Consider the following 21,954-nt stretch of genomic DNA (forward strand, 5'->3'; position numbering starts at 1 on the left):
GGGTACGGGGCTACGGGGTCTGCGGGCCCTGCCTGAACTCCAGGGCCGCCGCCATCGTGCCGAGCTGCTCGAAGGAGGCCGTACCGGTCACCACGGTGACGTGGCCCTGCTCCCGGAGCACGAGGGCGTCGTACTTCTCGCCGTCCCAGCGCTCCCAGGCCCGGTCGCCGACCTGCTGGGTCCGCCCGGTGGACTTCGCCTTCTGGGTGACCGCCGTCAGGTACTTCTCCGCGGTGTCGCTGGACTGCTCGATCGCCACGTACTGCTTCTCCGGATCCTGGAAGCCCAGGTGCCAGGCGTTGGAGTTCTTGCGCTCGTACGTCACCGAGGTCGCCCGCCACTCCTGCGGCAGCCCCACCGGGACCGCGACCGGGTACGGCGCCGCGCGCCGCGCCGTGAGGGTCTCCACCCGGTAGTCCACCGTGCGCGTCGGGTCGGCCTGGTCGTCATGGGGGAGGAAGATGTAGATACCCGCCACGACGACGCCGATCACCGCCAGCGACCGGACCATGTCCCAGACCGTCTGCTTGCCTTTCATACCTGCCACGCCCCCATCGTCCCGCATCGCCGGGGGCGATCACCGCCGGGGTCGGTGTGACGGGCGCGGCGGGAGTCCCGTACGGGACCTGCGGGGAACGGGAGGTGTCCGGTCAGGCCGACCGGTTGACCGATAATCCGCTCATAAGTGCCCCGCCCTGCTCAATATGTCGACGTACCGATAGAGTTCCAGCACCCTCACATCCCGGCCGTCGTCGTACAGAAAGGTGCGCTCCGATGACCGAGCACAACCTGCCGCCCCAGCTCGAAGTCTCTCCCGAAGCTCCCGACCGCAACCTCGCCCTGGAACTCGTACGGGTCACCGAGGCCGCGGCGCTCGCCGCGGGCCGGTGGGTCGGCCGCGGCGACAAGATCGGCGCGGACGGCGCCGCGGTCAACGCGATGCGGACCCTGATCTCCACCGTCTCGATGAACGGCGTCGTCGTCATCGGCGAGGGGGAGAAGGACGAAGCCCCCATGCTCTTCAACGGTGAGCGGGTCGGCGACGGCACCGGTGCCGAGGTCGACATCGCCGTGGACCCGATCGACGGCACCACGCTCAACGCCAAGGGCATGCCCAACGCCATCGCCGTCCTGGCGGCCGCCGACCGCGGCACCATGTTCGACCCGTCCGCGGTCTTCTACATGGACAAGCTCGTCACCGGCCCCGAGGCCGCCGACTTCGTCGACATCAACGCGCCCGTTTCGGTCAACATCCGCCGGGTCGCCAAGGCCAAGGGCATGGCCGTCGAGGACGTCACGGTCGTCATCCTGGACCGCCCCCGTCACGAGGGCATCGTCAAGGAGATCCGGGAGACCGGCGCCCGCATCAAGTTCATCTCCGACGGCGACGTCGCGGGCTCGGTCATGGCGGTGCGCGAGGGCACCGGCGTGGACCTGCTCCTCGGCATCGGCGGCACCCCCGAGGGCATCATCTCGGCCTGCGCCATCAAGTGCCTCGGCGGCACCATCCAGGGCAAGCTGTGGCCGAAGGACGACGCCGAGCGCCAGCGCGCGCTGGACGCCGGCCACGACCTGGACCGCGTCCTGAGCACGAACGACCTGGTGTCCGGCGAGAACGTCTTCTTCGTCGCCACCGGCATCACCGACGGCGAGCTGCTGCGCGGCGTCCACTACCGCGCGGAGACGGCGACCACGTCCTCGCTGGTCATGCGCTCGAAGTCGGGCACGATCCGGCAGATCGACTCCACCCACCGCCTCTCGAAGCTGCGCGCCTACAGCGCGATCGACTTCACCCGGGCGCAGTAGGAGCGGTCCGGCCGGTGACGGCACGGCGAAGGGGCGGTCCCTGTGCGGGGGGCCGCCCCTTCGTCCGTTCCACGAGGCTCAGCCCGCGGCGGCGACCGGCGGCTGACCTGCGCCCGGGAGCAGTTCGGCGGCGCGCCGGCGCCTGCGGCCGAGGACGACCCGGCGCTCGGCGGCGGTGAGTCCGCCCCAGACCCCGTAGGGCTCGGGCTGGAGCAGCGCGTGTTCGCGGCAGGCGACCATCACGGGGCAGCGGGCGCAGACCCGCTTGGCGGCTTCCTCACGGGCGAGCCGGGCCGCGGTGGGTTCCTTGGACGGCGCGAAGAAGAGACCCGCCTCGTCCCTGCGGCACACCGCCTCCGCGTGCCATGGGCCGTCCTCTTCCCTGGCCGGCACCCGCGGCTTCGGCACGGCGGCCGGACGCGTCTGAAGACTCTGGACGGCGGCTGCCTGCACGGACTGATGCGGCGGATGCGGCACGGTCTACTCCTGACGACGTATACGCGAGCGAGAGACGATGCACCAGTCCCTACCCGCTGTGCGTGCCCCTAAGCGCCGTGTGCCGTCGGCGCGGGGAGGTTCGACCGAAATACGCCGCAGGCACGGGACGCTCGTGTACGGCTCCCCGGGCCCGTACGAGGGCCCCGCGGGCGGGGTCAGCCGTCGAGCCGCTTGCGGAGTTTCTGGGCCAGGTCGACCAGGCGGGAGCCGAGCTTGGGATGGGCCTCGATGTTGCCGAGCAGGGCGAAGCCGCGGACGATGACCACCGGTGCCTGGGGGTCGGTGGAGGCGCCCTCGCCGCGCACCTCGAAGTTGCCGAGGACGCCGCTGCCGTAGCCGCGCAGGGTGACGTTCTCCGGGACGAGGATCTCGACGTTGCCGAGGACGGAGGTCACGTTGATCTCGGTGACCTGCTGCTCGAAGACGGCCTCGGTGAGGTCGATGGTGATGTCGCCGAGGACCGAGACGGCGCGGGTGCGGGCCCCGGGGCGCCAGCGGCCCTTGCGCGCCGAGCTGCTGAACACGGCGACGACCGTCTCGACCGGGCCGGCCGGGTCCACGGCGGCGGCGGGCGGGAAGGCCGGCCGAGGAGCCGCCGCGGCGGCGGCGCCGGCCGGGAGGTCCCGTACGAGGACGTCGAGCTCCCCCACCGTCTTCAGTTCGTAGAGGGAGTCCAGTCGTTCGGAGTGCTCCTCGGCGGTCAGCCGGCCCTCCGCGAGGGCGTGGGAGAGGATCTCCGCGATCCGGTCCCGGTCGGCGTCGGAGGCGCGCAGCCCGGCGGGGGCGGCGGCCTCGGGGGCAGGGGCGGCGGCGTGCTTTTCCAGGTCCACGGGGCCAGCATAGCGAGACACGATAGATCGCGATACTCCCCCGGAGGGGCCGAGTGAGCCTTACCTCACAGACAAAGCGCCCGGGCGAGGTCCTACGCTGGTTAACCGCGCTGCCAAATTGGTCGCCAGCGCCGTCTGCCGAGTGAGGAATGACTGCCGTCATGCCAGAGTTTGCGTACACCGATCTGCTCCCCCTGGGCGAGGACACCACCCCCTACCGGCTGGTGACCTCGGAGGGCGTCTCGACCTTCGAGGCCGACGGCCGTACGTTCCTCAAGGTCGAGCCCGAGGCGCTGCGCAAGCTCGCCGAAGAGGCCATCCACGACATCCAGCACTTCCTGCGGCCCGCGCACCTCGCGCAGCTGCGTCGCATCATCGACGACCCGGAGGCCTCGTCGAACGACAAGTTCGTCGCGCTCGACCTCCTCAAGAACGCGAACATCGCGGCGGCCGGCGTCCTGCCGATGTGCCAGGACACCGGCACGGCGATCGTCATGGGCAAGCGCGGCCAGAACGTGCTGACGGAGGGCGCCGACGAGGCGGCCCTGTCCCACGGGATCTACGACGCGTACACCCGCCTCAACCTGCGGTACTCGCAGATGGCCCCCCTCACCATGTGGGAGGAGAAGAACACCGGCTCGAACCTGCCCGCGCAGATCGAGCTGTACGCGACGGACGGCGGCGCGTACAAGTTCCTCTTCATGGCCAAGGGCGGCGGCTCGGCCAACAAGTCCTTCCTCTACCAGGAGACGAAGGCGGTCCTCAACGAGGCCTCCATGATGAAGTTCCTGGAGGAGAAGATCCGTTCGCTCGGCACGGCGGCCTGCCCGCCGTACCACCTGGCGATCGTGGTCGGCGGCACCTCGGCGGAGCACGCGCTCAAGACCGCGAAGTACGCCTCGGCGCACTACCTGGACGAGCTCCCCACCGAGGGCTCCCCCCTGGGCCACGGCTTCCGCGACCTCGACCTCGAACAGCAGGTCTTCGAGCTGACCCAGAAGATCGGCATCGGCGCGCAGTTCGGCGGCAAGTACTTCTGCCACGACGTGCGCGTCGTCCGCCTCCCGCGCCACGGCGCGTCCCTGCCGGTGGCCATCGCGGTCTCCTGCTCGGCGGACCGCCAGGCGACGGCGAAGATCACCGCCGAGGGCGTCTTCCTGGAGCAGCTGGAGCGCGACCCGGCCCGCTTCCTCCCGGAAACCACGGACGAGCACCTCGCCGAGTCGGCCGACGTCGTCTCCATCGACCTGAACCAGCCGATGGACGACATCCTCGCGACCCTGACCAAGCACCCGGTCAAGACCCGGCTGAGCCTGACCGGACCGCTGGTCGTGGCGCGCGACATCGCGCACGCCAAGATCAAGGAGCTGCTGGACTCGGGCGCCGAGATGCCGCAGTACCTGAAGGACCACCCGGTGTACTACGCCGGCCCCGCGAAGACCCCCGAGGGCTACGCCTCCGGCTCCTTCGGCCCGACCACGGCCGGGCGCATGGACTCCTACGTCGAGCAGTTCCAGGCGGCGGGCGGCTCCAAGGTCATGCTGGCCAAGGGCAACCGCTCGCAGCAGGTGACGGACGCGTGCGGCACGCACGGCGGCTTCTACCTCGGCTCGATCGGCGGCCCGGCGGCGCGCCTGGCGCAGGACTGCATCAAGAAGGTCGAGGTCCTGGAGTACGAGGAGCTCGGCATGGAGGCGGTCTGGAAGATCGAGGTCGAGGACTTCCCGGCGTTCATCGTCGTCGACGACAAGGGCAACGACTTCTTCCAGAACCCGGCCCCGGCCCCGACGTTCACCCACATCCCGCTCCGCGGCCCGGGCCTGGCGTAACCGACACCCCCGCCCCACCCAAGAGCCCCCGGCGCCCCCGCCGGGGGCTCTTGCCGTCGCAGCAGCGCCACCCCTCGGGGCGGTTTCCAGTAACGGAAACCCGAACCCCTTGCCTTGCCGTTGCGGCGGCCGGAAGCATGGAACGCAACACGGCGACGGCACGAGGGGGACTGCGTGAAGGTTCGCAAGCTCGTCACGACCTGCGAGTTCGGTGACTGCCCGACGCTCTACGCGACGGACAACGACACCCTCCTTGTGCAAGGGGGAGTGCCCGCCGGTCACGGGCTGGAAATTCCGCCACACGAAACACTGGTGGAAATCCCCATGGAACTCATCCGGAAGGCGATTCGTGATCAGCTCATCTAGCAGTCTGACGGAGCAGCTCAAGACGTTCGAGCGCGAAGCGTTCCGGCTGGAAATCCTCGACGAGTACAACATTCCCGCGAGCGCCGAGAATCTGCGCGCTTTCCTGGCGGGTGAGCCGCAGCCGGTCGATTACAACCGGGGGTGGGTCGAGACCGTGCGAGCCGCCACACAGGCGGGAAAGCGCATGTATCGAGTGCACATCGTCTCCCGCCCCCTGACGGACTATCTCCGCTACGAACTCGGCTGGGGGTACGTCAAGAACATGACCGGCGGGGAAGAGTTCTTCATCCTCGACACGACAGACAAGCCGAACCCCCTGCCTGCGGCGCCCGACTTCTGGCTGTTCGATGAGAAGACTCCGGTCGTCATGGAGTACGACGAGACCGGGGCGTTCCTCGGGCCGGACCTCCTGCCCGAAGAGAACGCGGCGGAGTTCATCCGGTACCGGGACACTGCACTGGCTCACGCCGAACCGTTCTCCTCATGGTGGGCGAAGCACGGCGGGTGAACAGAACGGAACTCGGCGCAGCGCTGCGGGCACTACGGCAGGCATCCGGGCTGGAAGCCAAAGCCGTGGCCCGCAGCGCCGTCATGTCAACGGGGAAGCTGTCCAAGATCGAGACCGGCCGCGCGGCTCCGAGTGTCGTCGACGTGGATCGCATCCTCACTGCGCTCGACGTCTCGACCGACATCAAGGCCCAGTACATGGCTGCCGCCCGCGCCCAGGCCACAGAGGCCACGGCGTGGCGCCTGTACCGGCGTCTGGGATTCCATCGGAAACAAGAGCAGATCCGGGCGCTGGAACAGTCCATGACTCTGCTGCGCCTCTTCCAGCCCTCTCTGGTTCCCGGCCTGCTGCAGACCCCTGAATACATCAGGGCCGTACTGGGACCCAAAGGGCTGAGCGAAGAGCAACTGGGCCGCACCATCTCTGCACGGATCGATAGGCAGAGGGTTCTCTACAACACGGACAAGACCCTGCGTTTCATCCTCACGGAAACGGTCCTGCGTTGGCGAATCCTCCCTGCCCCCATGCTGGCGGAGCAACTCGATCGGATTGTCTTCTTGTCCCGTCTACCGAACGTGGACATTCGAGTCGTCCCGCTCGACGCGCCACAAACGGACGTCCCCGGCCACTCATTTGTCATCCGGGATGACCGCGTGGTGACGGTGGAAGCGACGCACGCCGAACTGGTGGTGACCGACCCTCGGGACGTCGCCGTCTACGTGGACAAGTTCGATCGGTTCTCTTCGTGCGCCTGTTCCGGCGATGACATGCGCGCCATGCTGACGGCCATCGGGGCAGAGTTCTTGCGCGAACAGGAAACCGGCTAGAACCCCTGCCCATTACCCGGACACCATTGGCTGTCGATTACCGGAGACAGCGACAAAGGGGTGCGCGATGGCAACCGAGACGGACGCGTGGGAGTACGTGACATACGCGCCCCCTGGGCAGAAGTGTTCGGTCTGCCGGCGGGACGTCGGGCCCCTCGACCCCGTGCGCCGGGGAACCGTCGAGCGGGGTTCCGGTCCGCTGGTCGTGGTCTACCGGCACACGGGGGAATGCCCCGGCCGGAAAGTGGCTGCGGCGTGATCGACATGCAGACGTGGAGGGACAGCTGGACGCGGGCCACCAATGCCACGGAAGCGATACGGGCGGCCCTCACCGCCCTCGGCATTCCCGAGGCGGCGTGGTCCACGGTCCTGCCGGTCGTGACGCACAGCGGCCAGGCGTACGTGAACCTCGGCATGATCCGCGCCGAGGCGGCCGAACAGCTCGCCGAGGCCCTGCGGTCTCCCGCGGAATCCTGTTCTCCGACCTGCCGACGGTGAGGCGGACCGGGTTTTCGCAGCGCAGCCGGTCGTCGGAGCGGCACGAGGCGCAGGGGGTGCGGTGGAGCGTCATGAACTGTTCAGCCATCCGGGCAGGGTCCCGTACCGGGCCGGTCACCGCATCCCGATACCGTCGGGGCATGACTGAGCCGTCCTTCCTCCGCGCCGCGCGCGATGTGCGGGTCATCGCCCATCGCGGGGCCTCGTACCAGCACCCCGAGCACACCATCGAGGCCTACCGGCAGGCCATCGCCGACGGCGCGGACGCGCTGGAGTGCGATGTGCGGCTCAGTGCCGACGGGCGGCTGGTCTGCGTGCACGACCGGACGGTGGAGCGGACCTCCGACGGGCGCGGGGTCGTCTCGGCGATGACGTACGAGGAGCTGACCGCGCTCGACTTCGGCCGGTGGAAGGGCGAGGCGCACCGCGGGGCGCAGGTGCTGCTCTTCGAGGACCTGCTCAAGGAGGCGCTGGCCGCGGACCGGCCCGTGGGGCTGGCGGTCGAGACGAAGCACCCCACCCGGGCCGGGGGCCGGCTGGAGGCCGAGCTGGTGCGGATGCTGAAGGACTACGGGCTGGCCGACGGCTCGACGGGGCTGGTCGAGGTGATGAGCTTCTCCCGGACGGCCCTGGACCGGCTGCACCGCCTCGCGCCCGGGCTGCCCGCCGTGTACCTGGTCGAGCGGCGGATCCGGCCGCCGCGTCCCCCGTACGCGACCCACGCCGGTCCGGGCATCGACCTCGTACGCAAGGACCCGGCCCTGGTGGGGCGGCTGAAGGCGAAGGGGCTGGCGGTGCGGGTGTGGACCGTGGACGAGCCCGAGGACGTGGAGCTGTGCGTCCGGCTCGGGGTGGACACGCTCATCACCAACCGGCCGCGCGAGGTGCGCGAGGTGCTGCGGGACATGTGACGACCCGACGGGCGCGCCCGGTGACCCCTCCTGCGCGCGAGGTCCGGCACCCGGCCGGGGTGAGCCGGCCGGGTGTGGGGGTCGAGGGGGCGGCGGGGTCAGGCGAAGCGCTGGTTCGCCGCGCCGTTGCAGGGCTGCAGGCGCAGCTGCTCGTGGGCGGCGGAGACCGTCAGGCACAGGTTCGTGGCGGCCGCGGGGCGCAGGGTGGCGCCGTCGCGGACGAACTGCTGGTTGGCGCCGCCGTGGCAGTTCCAGATGATCAGACCGGTGCCGCCGGCGTAGTTCGCGCCGGGGACGTCCAGGCAGCGGTCCTGGGTCAGTTCGGTGTGGACGGCCTTGCGGGCGGGGTCGTACCACCAGCCCTGGTTGCGGCCTCCGTGGCAGTCCCAGCCGACGACCTTGGTGTTGTTGGCGCTGGAGCCGCCGAAGGTGTCGAGGCAGTTGCCGGTCGCCTCGTTCTTCAGGGGCTTGTACAGGTCGTCCCAGGTGCCGGCCTGCAGGACGGGGGTCCCGGTGCTGGCGGGGTCGGCGCAGGAGGCCTCGCGCAGGCCGGAGTCGTAGAGCTGGGTCAGGCAGGACGCGAAGGCGCCGTGGCCGCGGTAGTTGGGGTGGAAGGACTGCCGGGCGGTGTTCTCGTCCCACGGGAAGTGGTCCCCGAGGTCGAGGTAGAGCCCGCGGGCCCAGGTGTCCTCCATGCACACCTCGTGGCCGTGGAAGAGCCGCGAGTTGTCCAGGTAGAGGGCGCCGGAGGCACGGGCGGCCTCGCGCATGCCCTTCTCGAAGGTGGGCACGGCGTAGTTGCGGCCCCAGGCGGCGTCGGAGTCGTAGCCGGCGCAGCCGCCGGGGAGCTTGCCGGGGAAGCTGGGGTTGTCGTTGAAGTCGGGGCCGATGGGGCTGGGGTAGCCCATCACGACGAGCTTGTAGTCGGAGTCGGCGTAGCCCGCGTCGCGCATGACCGTCTTCAGGTCGGCGACGGTGGTCTCCACCTTGGGCTTGAGGCCGTCGACGCGTGCCTGCCAGCCGGGCCCGTACTTGGGCTCGCAGGTGCCCTGGCTGAGCACCCAGCGGGTCACGCAGTCGGTCATGACGGGGCCGAACTGGAGGTCGTCGTTGGCCCCGGCGACCAGCAGCACCATCTTGATCTTCGTGTTGCGGGCCTTGACGGCGAGGCTGTCGCTCTGGACCAGCTCGTCGGCGTACTGCTTGCTGCCGCCGATGCGGATGTTGCCGGTGTACCCGCCGGAGCACGCTACGTTGAAGGTGAGGTCCGCCGGGATGCCGGTGCGGTGGATCGCCGAATCCGGCGAGCGGTGGCACTGGTTGGACGCGGTGTTGGTGGCGGGGTCGTAGTTGCCGACGCCCTCGCCCGAGATCTCGCTGTCGCCGAGCGAGATCAGCCCGGTCTTGCGCTCGTTCAGCGGGCGGATCGCGGGGTCCCCGTAGATCTTGGTGGCCTCGGCGGCCCGTACGGCCTCCAGCTCCGGCGGCAGGGGCGTGGCGGAGCCGCCGGCGGCGGGGGCCGCCTGCGCCATGGGGGTGATGGCGGTGACGCCCCCGAGGGCGGCCGCGATCACCGCGACCGCGGCGAAGGTAGATCTGAGTCGTTTCGTACGCGCACGTGCCATGAACGCCTCCCCTAGATCGGTGTTACCCCCGGTATTTACTGGCCGGTAGGGGAGTTGGGAACACTTCGAACAAGACAATTGCTCAACTTTTTGAGGAGGCCACGAACATGACCGACGATCAGCAGGCCGAAGCGTTCCGCACCGAGCACGACTCCATGGGCGAGGTACGGGTCCCCGCGCACGCCAAATGGCGCGCCCAGACCCAGCGCGCGGTGGAGAACTTCCCGCTCTCGGGCCAGCACCTCGAGCGCGCCCACATCGAGGCCCTGGCCCGCATCAAGGCGGCCTCCGCCACCGTCAACGCCAAGCTGGGCGTGCTGGACGCGGACATCGCGGAGGCGATCCGGTCCGCGGCGGCCGAGGTCGCCGAGGGCCGCTGGGACGCGCACTTCCCCGTCGACGTGTTCCAGACCGGGTCCGGCACCTCGTCCAACATGAACACCAACGAGGTCATCGCCACCCTGGCCACCGAGCGGCTCGGGCGCGACGTGCACCCCAACGACCACGTCAACGCCTCGCAGAGCTCCAACGACGTGTTCCCCTCGTCGATCCACATCGCCGCCACCGCCGCCGTCTCCGGCGAGCTGATCCCGGCCCTGGAACACCTCGCCGCCGCCCTGGAGCGCAAGGAGGCCGAGTTCGCCGAGGTGGTCAAGGCCGGGCGCACGCACCTGATGGACGCCACGCCCGTCACCCTGGGCCAGGAGTTCGGCGGGTACGCCGTCCAGATCCGCTACGGCGTCGAACGGCTGCGCGCGGCGCTGCCCCGGCTGGCCGAACTGCCGCTGGGCGGCACGGCCGTCGGCACCGGCATCAACACCCCGCCGGGCTTCTCCGCGGCCGTCATCGCCGAGGTGGCGGCGGCGACCGGGCTGCCGCTGACCGAGGCCCGCAACCACTTCGAGGCCCAGGGCGCCCGGGACGCGCTGGTGGAGACCTCCGGGATGCTCCGTACGATCGCCGTCTCGCTCACCAAGATCTGCAACGATCTGCGCTGGATGGCCTCCGGTCCGCGCACCGGATTGGCCGAAATCAATCTGCCGGATCTGCAACCGGGGTCCTCGATCATGCCCGGAAAGGTCAATCCGGTCGTCCCGGAGGCGGTCCTGATGATCGCCGCCCAGGTGATGGGGAACGACACGACGGTCGCCGTCGCGGGCGCGGCCGGTAACTTCGAGCTCAATGTGATGCTCCCGGTGATGGCCAGGAACCTCCTCGAATCGATCCGGCTGCTCGGCAACGGGAGCCGGCTGCTGGCCGACCGCACGGTGGACGGGATCACCGCCAATTCCGAGCGGGCCAGGGAGTTCGCCGAATCCTCGCCCTCCGTCGTCACCCCGCTGAACCGCTACATCGGCTACGAGGAGGCCGCCAAGGTCGCGAAGAAGGCCCTCGCGGAACGTAAGACGATCAGGGAGGTCGTCCTGGAGTCCGGCTACGTCGAACGGGGCGCGCTCACCCTTCAGCAGCTGGACGAGGCCCTCGACGTGCTGCGGATGACCCGCCCCTGAGCGACCCCTTCCAGGGGCCGAATCCGGTCGTTTACCGTCCCCGCACCCCTCCGTGACCTGCACCGCAGCCAGTTCGGCGACGGCCGCCCTAAGATCTGCGCATGACAGGTAGCCACAGGTCCGGGAGCGGTGCGGGGCACGGCCCCGCGCAGCACGCGCACTGGGCGCCCGGGGACCGGATCCTCTGGCGCTACCGCGACCACGCCCCGGGTCTCAAGGGCCAGGTCCACATCGCCCGCCCGGTGACCGTGGTGCGCGACACCGACGAGCTGCTGGCGGTGTGGATGGCCCCCGGCACCGAATGCGTCAAGCCGGTGCTCGCCGACGGCACCCCGGTGCACGAGGAACCGCTCGCCACCCGCTACACCGCGCCCCGGACCACCGTACGGTCGCGCTGGTTCGGGGCGGGCGTGCTGAAGCTGGCCCGGCCCGGGGAGCCGTGGTCGGTGTGGCTGTTCTGGGACCACGGCTGGCACTTCAGGAGCTGGTACGTGAACCTCGAGGAGCCGCGCTCGCGGTGGTCGGGCGGGGTGGACTCGGTGGACCACTTCCTCGACATCTCCGTCTACCCGGACCGCAGCTGGACCTGGCGGGACGAGGACGAGTTCGCGCAGGCCCGGCGGATCGGCCTGATGGACCCCGAGCAGGCCCGGCGGGTCGAGGAGGCCGGGCGCGCGGCGGTCGCGCTGATCGAGGCCTGGGGGCCGCCGTTCCGCGACGGCTGGCAGGACTGGCGGCCCGATCCGGCCTGGGGAGTTCCGGCCCTGCCGGAGGACTGGGACCGCACCCCGGCGCATATGACCTCATGAGACCCTTGATGCGCCCCCGGGGTTGAAACGTAGGATCGTCCTCCGCCGGTCGTGCGCGGGGGGCCTCCTGGGCCCCGTAGCCGCAAATGACCTGTGGCGACCGGGACTTGACCGGAGGTCGGCGCCGAGCGAGAGAGGTAACGAGCGGGACGCGGAACCCGGGGGTGATGGTGCCTCCGCCGCTGAGCGGGTATACCGCGACTGACCGAGTTGAGTGCAGCGCACATCGAGCGCAAACGGACGGAATTCCACGCGTGACGGAGTACCCCACCTCCCAGGAGGGCCCGCAGCCCGTCGTCGCCCCCGGCGGAGGTACGGACGAGCCCGGCCACGGCAAGGCGCCCATCGCGGCCGCCGAGGCCGTACGCACGCATGCGCAGACTCAGCCCGCCGACCTCCCGCGCCCGCGCGGCGCCACCGGCGGCGGCCCGCAGGGCGCCCGGGGCTCCGGGCACGACGCGGCGGACCCGGGCCCGGGCGGCGCGCGCACGCGCGACGGCGAGGCCGCGCGCAACGCGGGCACGGGTCCCGGCCCGGCGCCCTCCGCCACGGGCGGGACCGCGCTGCCGGGCATCGCACCGGCCATCGGATCCGGCACCGGTTCGGGCGCCGGCAGCGGAACCGGTCCCGGCGAGGTGAGCGTGGCCCGCCGCGAGGGCGACCGGCTGCGCTTCGTCGGCGCCGCCACCCGTCGGATCGCGCGCGGCATCGACCTCGACGAGATCGTGCTGGGCCTGTGCCGGGCGACCGTGCCGACCTTCTCCGACGCCATCCTCGTCTACCTGCGCGACCCGCTGCCCGTCGGCGACGAGCGGCCCGTCGGACCGGTCGTTTTAAGGCTCCGGCGCACCGACCGGCTCCGGCCGATCGACGACCTCACCGTGGGCGAGACCGCCGAGAGCCCCGAGGGCGCCGCGGCCACGGGGGCCGCCGGCGAGCTCGACTTCAGCCAGCTGCCGCTGGTCGGGCCGCAGGGTGACCTGCCCGCCGCCGAGTTGTGCGAGATCCGCCCCGGCGGGGCCCTCGCCGAGGTGCTGCGCGGCGTACGGCCCGTCTTCGGCTCGGCCGCCGGCGCCCGGGACGCGCTCCCGGAGCTGCTGGGGTCCGACCACCCGGTGCCGCGCGGCCAGCGGGCCATCCTGGCCCCGCTGCGGGGCCGCCGGCGCGTGATCGGCGCGGCGGTGTTCCTGCGCACCCCGGACCGGGACGCCTTCGAGCAGAACGACCTGCTCGTCGCCGCCCAGCTGGCCACGCACACCGCGCTCGGCATCGACAAGGCCGTGCTCTACGGCCGCGAGGCGTACATCGCCGACGAGCTGCAGCGCACGATGCTGCCCGACAGCCTCCCCCAGCCCACCGGCGTCCGGCTCGCCTCCCGCTACCTGCCCGCCGCCGAGACGGCCCGGGTCGGCGGCGACTGGTACGACGCCATACCGCTGCCCGGCAGCCGGGTCGCGCTGGTCGTCGGCGACGTCATGGGCCACTCCATGACCTCCGCCGCGATCATGGGACAGCTGCGCACCACCGCGCAGACCCTGGCGCAGCTGGACCTGCCCCCGGCGGAGGTGCTGCACCACCTGGACGAGCAGGCCCAGCGCCTGGGCTCCGACCGGATGGCCACCTGCCTCTACGCCGTCTACGACCCCGTCTCGCACCGGATCACCATCGCCAACGCCGGCCACCCGCCGCCGGTGCTCCTGCACCTGGGCGGCCGCGCCGAGGTGCTCCGCGTCCCGCCGGGCGCCCCCATCGGGGTCGGCGGCGTGGACTTCGAGGCCGTCGAGCTGGACGCCCCCGCCGGGGCCACCCTGCTGCTGTACACGGACGGCCTGGTGGAGTCCCGGCTGCGGGACGTGTGGACCGGCATCGAGCAGCTCCGGGAGCGCCTGGCGACGACCGCGCAGCTGACCGGGCTGGACCACTCGCCTCCGCTGGAGGCCCTCTGCGACGACGTGCTGGACATGCTCGGCCCGGGCGACCGGGACGACGACATCGCCCTGCTCGCGGCCCGCTTCGAGGGGATCGCGCCCAGCGACGTCGCGTACTGGTTCCTGGACCCGGAGGAGACCGCCCCGGGGCGGGCCCGCCGCTTCGCCCGGCGCGCGCTGACGCGGTGGGGCCTGGAGGAGCTGAGCGACTCGCTGGAGCTGCTGGTCAGCGAGGTCGTCACCAATGCCGTCCGGTACGCGGAGCGGCCCGTGACCCTGCGCCTGCTGCGCACCGACGTGCTGCGCTGCGAGGTCGGCGACGACTCCCCGCAGCTGCCGCGCCAGCGCCGGGCCCGGGACACCGACGAGGGCGGCCGCGGCCTGTTCCTGGTGAACCGGCTGGCCCGCCGCTGGGGCGCCACCCGCCTGAGCAGCGGAAAGGTCGTCTGGTTCGAGCTCGCGCTGCCGGGGTCGCACGACCGGCGCTGAGGCGCACCCCGCACACACCACCGCCCCGCAGCGTGATCGTTGCGGGGCGGTGGTGTGCGCGGTGACGGCGGTTACCGCTGCTGCGCGTTGGGGTTCGGGGGGAAGAGCGGCGGCGTCGGGTCCTTGGTCGGCGGCGTCGGATCCTTCGTCGGCGGCGTGGGGTTCTTCGTCGGCGGCGTCGGGTTCTTCGTCGGCGGGGTCGGCTTGCCGGAGCTGCCCGACGGGTCCGGGGTGCCCGTGGGGCGGGTGCCGGAGGTGCTCGGCGTCGGGGTGATGGCCTGGCTCGACGACGGGGACGGGCTGCGGGTCGGCGCCGGCGGGGTGCCCATCTCGGCGTCCGACAGGTCGAACTGGCCGGTGGTCTGGCCCTTGAGCGCGGCCAGCGTGTACGCCTGCCAGATCTGGGCGGGGAAGCTGGAACCGCCCGCACGGCCCTTGCCGGCCGTACCGGTCAGGGTGACCTGGTTGTGCGTGTTGGGGTCCTCACCGAACATCGCGACGACGGTGACCAGTTCCGGGGTGTAGCCGGTGAACCAGGCGGCCACGTTGGACTCGGTGGTGCCGGTCTTGCCCGCGGCCTCGTAGGCGGAGCTGCGGACGGCCTTGCCGGAACCGTCCTCGACCACGCCGGTCAGGACCTTGGTGACGGTGTCGGCGGTCTCGCTCGTGAGGACCTGCGCCCCGATGGGGTTGACGGGCTTGAACGCCGCGTCCGCGTGCTCGGCCTTCTTGACGATGGTCGGCGTGACCTTCTTGCCGTGGCTGCCGAAGGTGGCGTAGACGCCGGCCATCTCGACGGTGTTGGCGCTCATCGTGCCGAGCGACATCGCGGGCCGGTCGGCCGGCCAGCCGTCGCGGTCCGTCATGCCGAGGGCGAGCGCGGTCTCCTTCACCTTCTCCGGCTTGGCGTCCACGATCATCTGCGCGTACACCGAGTTCACGGAGGAGTTGGTGGCCTCCTGGACCGTGAGCATCGGGTCGCCGTAGTTGATGTCGTCCTGGTTCTGCGGGGCGAAGGCGGTCGCGCTGCCGACGACGGGGCGCTTGCTGGTGCCGTCGTAGAGGGCGTTCGGGGTGATCGGACGGCCGTCCTGGGTCTTGGCACCCGTCTCCAGGGCGGTGGCCAGCACGACCGGCTTGAACGTGGAGCCCGGCTGGTAGTCCGTGCGCAGGGCGTTGCTCTCGGCCTTCTCCGTCAGCCCCACGCCGCCGTACATCGCGACGATCGCGCCGGTCTTGGCGTCGACGGAGGTGGCGCCGGCCTGGACGCTCTGGTCCTGGGGGCGCTCCTTGGTGTCCTTGCGGTCGAGCTTGGACTCCAGCTCGTCCTGGACCGCCTTCTCCAGCGCGGCCTGCTTCTTCTTGTCGACGTTGAGCGTGATGGTCCAGCCGCCGGCGGTGATGTCGGCGTCCTTGATGCCCTGCTTGCCCAGCTCCTTCTTGGCGGCCTGGACGAGGTAGCCCTTCTGCCCGTCCATGCCCGGGAGCGGCTTGGGCTTGATGGGCTCCTGGAACTTCAGGGTCGCCCGCTTGGCCTGGTCCAGCTTGCCCATCTCGACCATGTTGTCGAGGACGGCGTTGAAGCGGATCATGACCAGCCGCTTGCCGTTGGGGCCGGCGGTCGCCCAGTCGTACTGGCTGGGGGCCTGGATGACGGCGGCGAGGTAGGCGCCCTGCTCCAGGGTCAGCTTGTCGGCGTCGACGCCGTAGTAGGCCTGGGCCGCGGCCTGGATGCCGTAGGCGTTGCGGCCGTAGAAGTTGGTGTTGAGGTAGCCGGCGAGGATCTCGTTCTTGTCCGTGCTCTGGTCGACCTTGATGGAGATCACCAGCTCGCGGAGCTTGCGGGTCGCCGACTGGTCCTGGGTCAGGTAGTAGTTCTTGACGTACTGCTGGGTGATGGTCGAGCCGCCGGCCTTGCCGCGGCCGGTGACCGTGTTGAAGAGGCCGCGGGCCACGCCCATCACGTCGACGCCGCTGTCCTTGTAGAAGGACTTGTTCTCGATGGCGATGAAGGCCGTCCGCACGTCCTCGGGGATCTTGTCGATCGGGAGGATCTCGCGGTTCATCGCGCCCGTGCGGGCCATGACCGAGCCGTCGGAGTACTTGTACGTGTTGCTCTGGAGCGTCGCGTTCTTGTTCGGGTCGGGCTTGTCCACCAGGAAGTAGAGGACGACCGCTCCGAGGACGAGGAGCAGGAGGCCTCCGAGGACCGTCCCGAGGATCGTCTTCCAGTTGAGGAAGCGACGTATGCCGCTGCGCTTCTTCTTGCCGGTCGACTTGCCGGTCGACTTGCCCTCGCTGCCGCGTGGCGCTTTCCGCGCACCGCGCTGCTGCTGCGCCCGTCGCGCTTCTGCTCGGCCCATCGCTCCCGCTCCGCTCGATTACCCCCCCGACGTCAGCTCAGAAAACTAACACCGCAGGCTGTGACAAAGGTTGGCTAACCCTGATCAATACCGGTCAATTCGGACGTGACAATCAGCACCCACGTCAATGGAACCGACGCCCATGAGACCCGATGGGTTGCGGTTAGCGCAAAAAGTGATATCACTTTGCTAGGCGCTCCGGTCGGCCGCGACCGGACGCCCCACACCAAACGGGGGTAAACCATGACAACGCCAGTGGACAGGCAGCCGAGCGAGATACGGGAGTTCACGGCGCACAGCGTCGGCGGCGGGCTGGCCCTGCTGCTCGGACTCGTCGGCACGGTGGCCGGGGCCGCCCTGATCGCCTTCGGCGCGGCGTCCTCCACCACGGGGGTCAAGGTGGCGCTGATCCTCCTCGGCGTCCTGGCGGCCCTCGGCTCGCTCTTCGCGATGAGCGGGCTGAACACGGTGGCGCCGGGCGAGGCCCGCGTGGTCCAGCTCTTCGGCCGCTACCGGGGCACGATCCGCACGGACGGGCTGCGCTGGGTCAACCCGCTGACCTCCCGCGAGAGGATCTCCACCCGGGTCCGCAACCACGAGACGGCCGTCCTGAAGGTCAACGACGCGTACGGCAACCCGATCGAGCTGGCGGCGGTCGTGGTCTGGCGGGTCTCCGACACCGCGCGGGCGGTGTTCGAGGTGGAGGACTTCACCGAGTTCGTGGAGACGCAGACCGAGACGGCCGTACGGCACATCGCGATCGAGTACCCCTACGACTCCCACGACGAGGGCGGGCTCTCGCTGCGCGGCAACGCGGAGGAGATCACCGAGAAGCTCGCCGTGGAACTGTCCAGCCGGGTCGAGACGGCGGGCGTGCAGATCATCGAGTCCCGCTTCACGCATCTCGCGTACGCTCCGGAGATCGCCTCCGCGATGCTCCAGCGCCAGCAGGCCGGTGCGGTCGTGGCGGCGCGCAAGCAGATCGTCGAGGGTGCGGTGGGCATGGTGGAGCTGGCCCTGACCCGGCTGGCCGAGGAGGAGATCGTGGACCTGGACCCGGAGCGCAAGGCCTCCATGGTCTCGAACCTGATGGTGGTGCTCTGCGGCGACCGCGCGGCCCAGCCGGTCATCAACACGGGCACCCTCTACCAGTGAGCCCCGGCGGCGAGGACGACGCGGGCACCGGCCGGCCGGCCCCCCGGGCGGCACGGCAGGCACGCAAGCAGGTCCTGCTGCGCCTGGACCCCCAGGTCTACGACGCCCTCGCGCGCTGGGCCGGCGAGGAGCTGCGCAGCGCCAACGCGCAGATCGAGTTCCTCCTGCGCCGGGCCCTGTCGGAGACGGGCCGCCTCCCGGGCGGCGCCGCCCCCATCCCGCCGCGCGGCCGCCCGCGCACCCAATCGGACACCTGAGCACCCGCCGCGCGCCCGGGGAAGGCATCTCCGCCTCCCCGGGCTTCGGCATGCCCACCGGCCTGCGGCCCGCACCCCCGCCACCGTGCGGCCCGCACCCCGCCGCATCTATACACCGTGCGTATACACCCTGTGTATAGTCGCCGGCATGTCCATCGGTCACACCCTCCTCGGCCTCCTGGAGGCCGGCCCGCGCCACGGCTACGACCTGAAGCGGGCCTTCGACGAGAAATTCGGCCACGACCGCCCCCTCGCCTACGGACAGGTCTACTCGACCATGTCCCGCCTCCTGAAGAACGGCCTCGTCGAGGTCGACGGCGTAGAGAGCGGCGGCGGCCCCGAACGCAAGCGGTACGCGATCACCGACGCCGGGATCACCGACGTCGAGGCCTGGCTCTCCCAGCCCGAGAAGCCCGAGCCGTACCTCCAGTCCACCCTCTACACCAAGGTCGTCCTCGCCCTGCTCACCGGCCGCGGCGCGGTCGAGCTCCTGGACACCCAGCGCGCCGAGCACCTGCGGCTGATGCGCATCCTCACCCAGCGCAAGCGCAAGGGCGATTTCACCGACCAGCTGGTCTGCGACCACGCCCTGTTCCACCTGGAAGCCGACCTGCGGTGGCTGGAACTGACCGCCGCCCGCCTCGACCAGCTCGCCCGGGAGGTACGCCGATGACTCCGGCCGGAACCCTGCTCTCCGCCACCGCCCTGCGCAAGGCGTACGGACCCACGAAGGCCCTCGACGGCGCCGAGTTCTCCATCCACCCCGGCGAGGTCGTCGCCGTCATGGGTCCCTCCGGCTCCGGCAAGTCGACCCTGCTGCACTGCCTCGCCGGGATCGTCCCGCCCGACTCCGGCACCATCACCTACGCCGGCCGCGAGCTCTCCGCCATGAACGACACCGAGCGCAGCGCGCTGCGCCGCGGCGAGTTCGGCTTCGTCTTCCAGTTCGGCCAGCTCGTCCCCGAGCTGACCTGCGTGGAGAACGTCGCCCTGCCGCTGCGCCTGACCGGCGTCAAGCGCAAGGAGGCCGAACGCACCGCCCTGCACTGGATGGAACGGCTCCAGGTCGAGGACCTCGGGGCCAAGCGCCCCGGCGAGGTCAGCGGCGGCCAGGGCCAGCGCGTGGCCGTGGCCCGGGCCCTGGTCACCCAGCCCCGCGTGATCTTCGCCGACGAGCCCACCGGCGCCCTCGACTCCCTCAACGGCGAACTGGTGATGCAGCTCCTCACCGAAGCCGCCCGCGCCGCGAACGCCGCCGTCGTCCTCGTCACCCACGAAACCCGCGTGGCCGCGTACTCGGACCGCGAGATCGTCGTACGCGACGGCACGTCCCGCGACATGGAGCGGATCGTATGAGCAAGCTCCACGCGTGGACCCGTGAACTCGGCATGGGGGCGCGGTTCGCCTTCGGCGGGGGGCGGGAGGGGTGGATCCGGACCCTGCTCACCGGTGTGGGCGTCGGGCTCGGGGTCACGCTGCTGCTGATCAGTACCGCCGTGCCCGGGGCGCTCGCCGCGCGGGAGCAGCGCGGCGACGCCCGGTTCGTCACCCCGGTCGCGGCCGGTACGGGACCGGGTCCCGGCACGCTCCTCGTCGCCGGGGCCAACCAGACGTACAAGAACCGGGACATCGACGGCAAGCTCCTGCTCGCCGAAGGGCCCGACGCACCCGTCCCGCCCGGCCTCGACCGGATCCCCGCGCCGGGTGAGATGGCCGTCTCCCCCGCCCTGAAGAGCCTGCTGGACTCCGCCGAGGGCGCGCTGCTGCGCGAACGGCTCGACGCGTGGAAGCCCACCCGGACCATCGGCGATACCGGCCTCACCGGACCCGGCGACCTCTTCTTCTACGCCGGCCAGGGCGACCTCCGGATCACCGGCCCCACCGACCACCGGACCCAGCGGGTCTCCGGCTTCAACGGGACCATCGAGCGCCCGGCGCTCGACCCGGTGCTGATGCTGCTGGTCGTCCTCACCTTCGTCGCCCTGCTGATGCCCGTCGCCGTGTTCATCGCGGCCGCCGTCCGCTTCGGCGGGGAGCGGCGCGACCGGCGGCTCGCCGCGCTGCGCCTCGTCGGCGCCGACAGCCGCATGGTCCGCCGGATCGCGGCGGGCGAGGCGCTGGCCGGTTCCCTGGTCGGGCTGGTGCTCGGCGCCGGGTTCTTCCTGATCGGCCGCCGGCTGGTGGGGGCCCTGACCCTCCAGCAGCGCAGCGTCTTCCCGGCCGACCTCGACCCCGCTCCGGCGATGGCCCTGCTGGTGGCCGTCGCGGTGCCCGCCGCGGCCGTGGCGGTGACCCTGTTCGCACTGCGCGGCGTCGTCATCGAGCCGCTGGGCGTGGTCCGTACGGCCAAGCCGGGCAGGCGGCGCGTCTGGTGGCGGCTGCTGCTGCCGCTCGGCGGTCTCGCCGCGCTCGCCCCGCTGATGGGCCGCGGCAAGGAGGAAGGGCGCTTCAACCAGTGGCAGGTCAGCGGTGGCGTGGTGCTGCTGCTGGTCGGCATCACCGCGCTGCTCCCCTGGCTGCTGGAACGATTCGTCGGCAGGCTGTCCGGCGGCTCCGTCTCCTGGCAACTGGCCGTGCGCCGGCTCCAGGTCAGCAGCGGCGCCGCCGCCCGCCTGGTCAACGGCATCGCGGTCGCGGTCGCCGGGGCCATCGCCCTGCAGATGCTCTTCGCGGGCGTCGACGGCGACTACACGAGGGAGACCGTCCAGGACCGGGCCCGGGCCGGGGTGTCCCTCCTCGTGCCCCGGGGCACCGAGTCCACCATGGACGCGCTCACCCAGAAGGTCTCCGGCACCAAGGGCGTCGCCGCGACCGTGCCGCTGGCCTCGACCACGGCCGCGTACGAGGTCCCCTCGCCGGGCGACCCCATCCCGGTGACCATCGGCACCTGCCGGGCCCTCGCCGAACTCGCGGTGCTCGACTCCTGCGAGGACGGCGACGCCTTCGTACTGACCGGCGGCGCCTCCGCCCGCGGCCGCGCCTACGGCACCACGGCCAAGGCCGGCGACCGGCTCTTCGTCGGCAGCGTCAGGGGCGTCGACCCCCGCGAGGGCCAGGCGACCGTGCCGTGGACCCTGCCCGCGAACGCCCGTACGATCCCCAGCCGCGAGGACCCCACGGGCCAGCTGCGCACCGGCCTGCTGGTCACCCCGGCGGCGGCCCCGAAGGAGGGCGGCTACACCCGGCACGCGGAGGTCTTCGTCCAGCTCGACGACTCCGTGCCCGACGCCCTGGACCGGGCCCGCACGGCCGCCTTCAAGGCCGACCCCTTCGTCACGGCGATGACCCTGAAGTCCACGACGACGCGGGACGCCGGTTTCGCGGCGATCCGGATCGGGCTGTTCTTCGGCACGACCGGCGTGCTGATCCTGATCGGCGCGAGCCTGCTGGTCTCCCAGCTGGAGCAGCTGCGCGAGCGCAGGAAGCTGCTCTCGGCGCTGGTCGCCTTCGGCACCAAGCGCTCGACGCTGAGCCTGTCGGTGCTCTGGCAGACGGCCCTGCCCATCGCGCTCGGCCTGGCCCTGGCGACGGCGGTCGGCATCGCGCTGGGCTCGGTCCTGATGCGGATGGCGAACGTCCCGGTCCGGATCGACTGGCCCTCGGTGCTGGCGATGACCGGCGTCGGAGCGGGCGTGGTCACGCTGGTCACCCTGCTGAGCCTGCCGCCGCTGCTGCGGATGATGCGCCCGGACGGCCTGCGCACGGAGTGACCCGGTAGGCACCCGACCCCGCAAGCACCCGGTC

Annotated in this window: 20 protein-coding genes; 15 read left to right on the forward strand and 5 right to left on the reverse strand. The window is 71.3% G+C overall.

The features are described from left to right. Window positions 1-10: 10 nt before the first annotated feature. Window positions 11-538 carry a DUF4245 domain-containing protein gene (locus tag ACFV0Q_RS09635; protein WP_385003181.1) on the reverse strand — a complete coding sequence of 176 codons (528 nt, stop codon included), beginning with the start codon at window positions 536-538 and terminating at the stop codon, window positions 11-13. Between the two features lie 236 nt (window positions 539-774). Here ACFV0Q_RS09635 and glpX point away from each other — a divergent pair, with 236 nt between their 5' ends. Next, window positions 775-1,806, forward strand: a complete 1,032-nt coding sequence (gene glpX / locus ACFV0Q_RS09640; protein ID WP_385003073.1) for a class II fructose-bisphosphatase — start codon at window positions 775-777, stop codon at window positions 1,804-1,806. A gap of 78 nt (window positions 1,807-1,884) precedes the next feature. Here glpX and ACFV0Q_RS09645 read toward each other — a convergent pair whose 3' ends face one another. Together ACFV0Q_RS09645 and ACFV0Q_RS09650 are read right to left on the reverse strand one after the other, a co-directional pair. Next, window positions 1,885-2,283 (reverse strand): WhiB family transcriptional regulator, encoded by a 399-nt coding sequence (locus tag ACFV0Q_RS09645; protein ID WP_385003076.1) that lies wholly within the window; start codon window positions 2,281-2,283, stop codon window positions 1,885-1,887. A gap of 176 nt (window positions 2,284-2,459) precedes the next feature. Then, entirely contained in the window at window positions 2,460-3,134 is a 675-nt protein-coding gene (locus ACFV0Q_RS09650; protein WP_385003079.1) for a DUF1707 domain-containing protein, read from the reverse strand. Window positions 3,135-3,295: 161 nt separating this feature from the next. Here ACFV0Q_RS09650 and ACFV0Q_RS09655 point away from each other — a divergent pair, with 161 nt between their 5' ends. The 6 genes from ACFV0Q_RS09655 (at window position 3,296) to ACFV0Q_RS09680 (ending at window position 8,073) form a co-directional block, all read left to right on the forward strand. After that, entirely contained in the window at window positions 3,296-4,963 is a 1,668-nt protein-coding gene (locus tag ACFV0Q_RS09655; protein ID WP_385003082.1) for a fumarate hydratase, read from the forward strand. A gap of 174 nt (window positions 4,964-5,137) precedes the next feature. Continuing rightward, window positions 5,138-5,329 (forward strand): hypothetical protein, encoded by a 192-nt coding sequence (locus ACFV0Q_RS09660; RefSeq protein ID WP_385003085.1) that lies wholly within the window; start codon window positions 5,138-5,140, stop codon window positions 5,327-5,329. Continuing rightward, window positions 5,313-5,837: a DUF6879 family protein gene (locus ACFV0Q_RS09665; protein ID WP_385003088.1), complete on the forward strand. Its 525-nt coding sequence runs from the start codon at window positions 5,313-5,315 to the stop codon at window positions 5,835-5,837. Before ACFV0Q_RS09660 ends, ACFV0Q_RS09665 begins: the two co-directional genes overlap by 17 nt. Continuing rightward, window positions 5,813-6,664 carry a helix-turn-helix domain-containing protein gene (locus ACFV0Q_RS09670; RefSeq protein ID WP_385003091.1) on the forward strand — a complete coding sequence of 284 codons (852 nt, stop codon included), beginning with the start codon at window positions 5,813-5,815 and terminating at the stop codon, window positions 6,662-6,664. The genes ACFV0Q_RS09665 and ACFV0Q_RS09670 overlap by 25 nt, the downstream gene beginning before the upstream one ends. 255 nt (window positions 6,665-6,919) lie before the next feature. Next, window positions 6,920-7,162, forward strand: a complete 243-nt coding sequence (locus ACFV0Q_RS09675; RefSeq protein ID WP_385003094.1) for a hypothetical protein — start codon at window positions 6,920-6,922, stop codon at window positions 7,160-7,162. Between the two features lie 140 nt (window positions 7,163-7,302). Further along, complete coding sequence (locus ACFV0Q_RS09680) at window positions 7,303-8,073, forward strand: glycerophosphodiester phosphodiesterase (protein ID WP_385003097.1); 771 nt, start codon at window positions 7,303-7,305, stop codon at window positions 8,071-8,073. 98 nt (window positions 8,074-8,171) lie between these two features. On the opposite strand, the gene ACFV0Q_RS09685 is transcribed toward ACFV0Q_RS09680, so the two are convergent. Then, on the reverse strand, window positions 8,172-9,698 hold the full coding sequence (locus ACFV0Q_RS09685; protein WP_385003100.1) for a ricin-type beta-trefoil lectin domain protein: 1,527 nt from the start codon (window positions 9,696-9,698) through the stop codon (window positions 8,172-8,174). Between the two features lie 107 nt (window positions 9,699-9,805). Here ACFV0Q_RS09685 and ACFV0Q_RS09690 point away from each other — a divergent pair, with 107 nt between their 5' ends. The 3 genes from ACFV0Q_RS09690 to ACFV0Q_RS09700 all read left to right on the forward strand — a co-directional run bounded on the left by ACFV0Q_RS09690 (window position 9,806) and on the right by ACFV0Q_RS09700 (window position 14,435). Continuing rightward, window positions 9,806-11,209: a class II fumarate hydratase gene (locus ACFV0Q_RS09690; RefSeq protein ID WP_385003103.1), complete on the forward strand. Its 1,404-nt coding sequence runs from the start codon at window positions 9,806-9,808 to the stop codon at window positions 11,207-11,209. Window positions 11,210-11,310: 101 nt separating this feature from the next. Beyond that, on the forward strand, window positions 11,311-12,018 hold the full coding sequence (locus ACFV0Q_RS09695; protein WP_385003106.1) for a DUF402 domain-containing protein: 708 nt from the start codon (window positions 11,311-11,313) through the stop codon (window positions 12,016-12,018). Window positions 12,019-12,272: 254 nt separating this feature from the next. Then, a complete protein-coding gene (locus tag ACFV0Q_RS09700; RefSeq protein ID WP_385003109.1) occupies window positions 12,273-14,435 on the forward strand; it encodes a SpoIIE family protein phosphatase in 2,163 nt (720 codons plus the stop codon). A 71-nt stretch (window positions 14,436-14,506) separates the two neighbouring features. Here ACFV0Q_RS09700 and ACFV0Q_RS09705 read toward each other — a convergent pair whose 3' ends face one another. Next, a complete protein-coding gene (locus ACFV0Q_RS09705; RefSeq protein ID WP_385003112.1) occupies window positions 14,507-16,798 on the reverse strand; it encodes a transglycosylase domain-containing protein in 2,292 nt (763 codons plus the stop codon). A 243-nt stretch (window positions 16,799-17,041) separates the two neighbouring features. Here ACFV0Q_RS09705 and ACFV0Q_RS09710 point away from each other — a divergent pair, with 243 nt between their 5' ends. The 5 genes from ACFV0Q_RS09710 (at window position 17,042) to ACFV0Q_RS09730 (ending at window position 21,920) form a co-directional block, all read left to right on the forward strand. After that, the gene (locus tag ACFV0Q_RS09710; RefSeq protein WP_385003115.1) at window positions 17,042-17,953 is read left to right on the forward strand and encodes an SPFH domain-containing protein; all 912 of its coding nucleotides are present in this window, start codon (window positions 17,042-17,044) and stop codon (window positions 17,951-17,953) included. Beyond that, complete coding sequence (locus ACFV0Q_RS09715) at window positions 17,950-18,210, forward strand: hypothetical protein (RefSeq protein WP_385003118.1); 261 nt, start codon at window positions 17,950-17,952, stop codon at window positions 18,208-18,210. The genes ACFV0Q_RS09710 and ACFV0Q_RS09715 overlap by 4 nt, the downstream gene beginning before the upstream one ends. A 148-nt stretch (window positions 18,211-18,358) precedes the next feature. Continuing rightward, window positions 18,359-18,883, forward strand: a complete 525-nt coding sequence (locus tag ACFV0Q_RS09720) for a PadR family transcriptional regulator (RefSeq protein WP_385003121.1) — start codon at window positions 18,359-18,361, stop codon at window positions 18,881-18,883. Then, complete coding sequence (locus ACFV0Q_RS09725; protein ID WP_385003124.1) at window positions 18,880-19,566, forward strand: ABC transporter ATP-binding protein; 687 nt, start codon at window positions 18,880-18,882, stop codon at window positions 19,564-19,566. Before ACFV0Q_RS09720 ends, ACFV0Q_RS09725 begins: the two co-directional genes overlap by 4 nt. Next, window positions 19,563-21,920: an FtsX-like permease family protein gene (locus ACFV0Q_RS09730; RefSeq protein WP_385003127.1), complete on the forward strand. Its 2,358-nt coding sequence runs from the start codon at window positions 19,563-19,565 to the stop codon at window positions 21,918-21,920. Before ACFV0Q_RS09725 ends, ACFV0Q_RS09730 begins: the two co-directional genes overlap by 4 nt. The last annotated feature ends 34 nt before the right edge of the window (window positions 21,921-21,954 follow it).

The sequence above is a fragment of the Streptomyces sp. NPDC059564 genome (assembly GCF_042735575.1).
GTDB lineage: Bacteria > Actinomycetota > Actinomycetes > Streptomycetales > Streptomycetaceae > Streptomyces.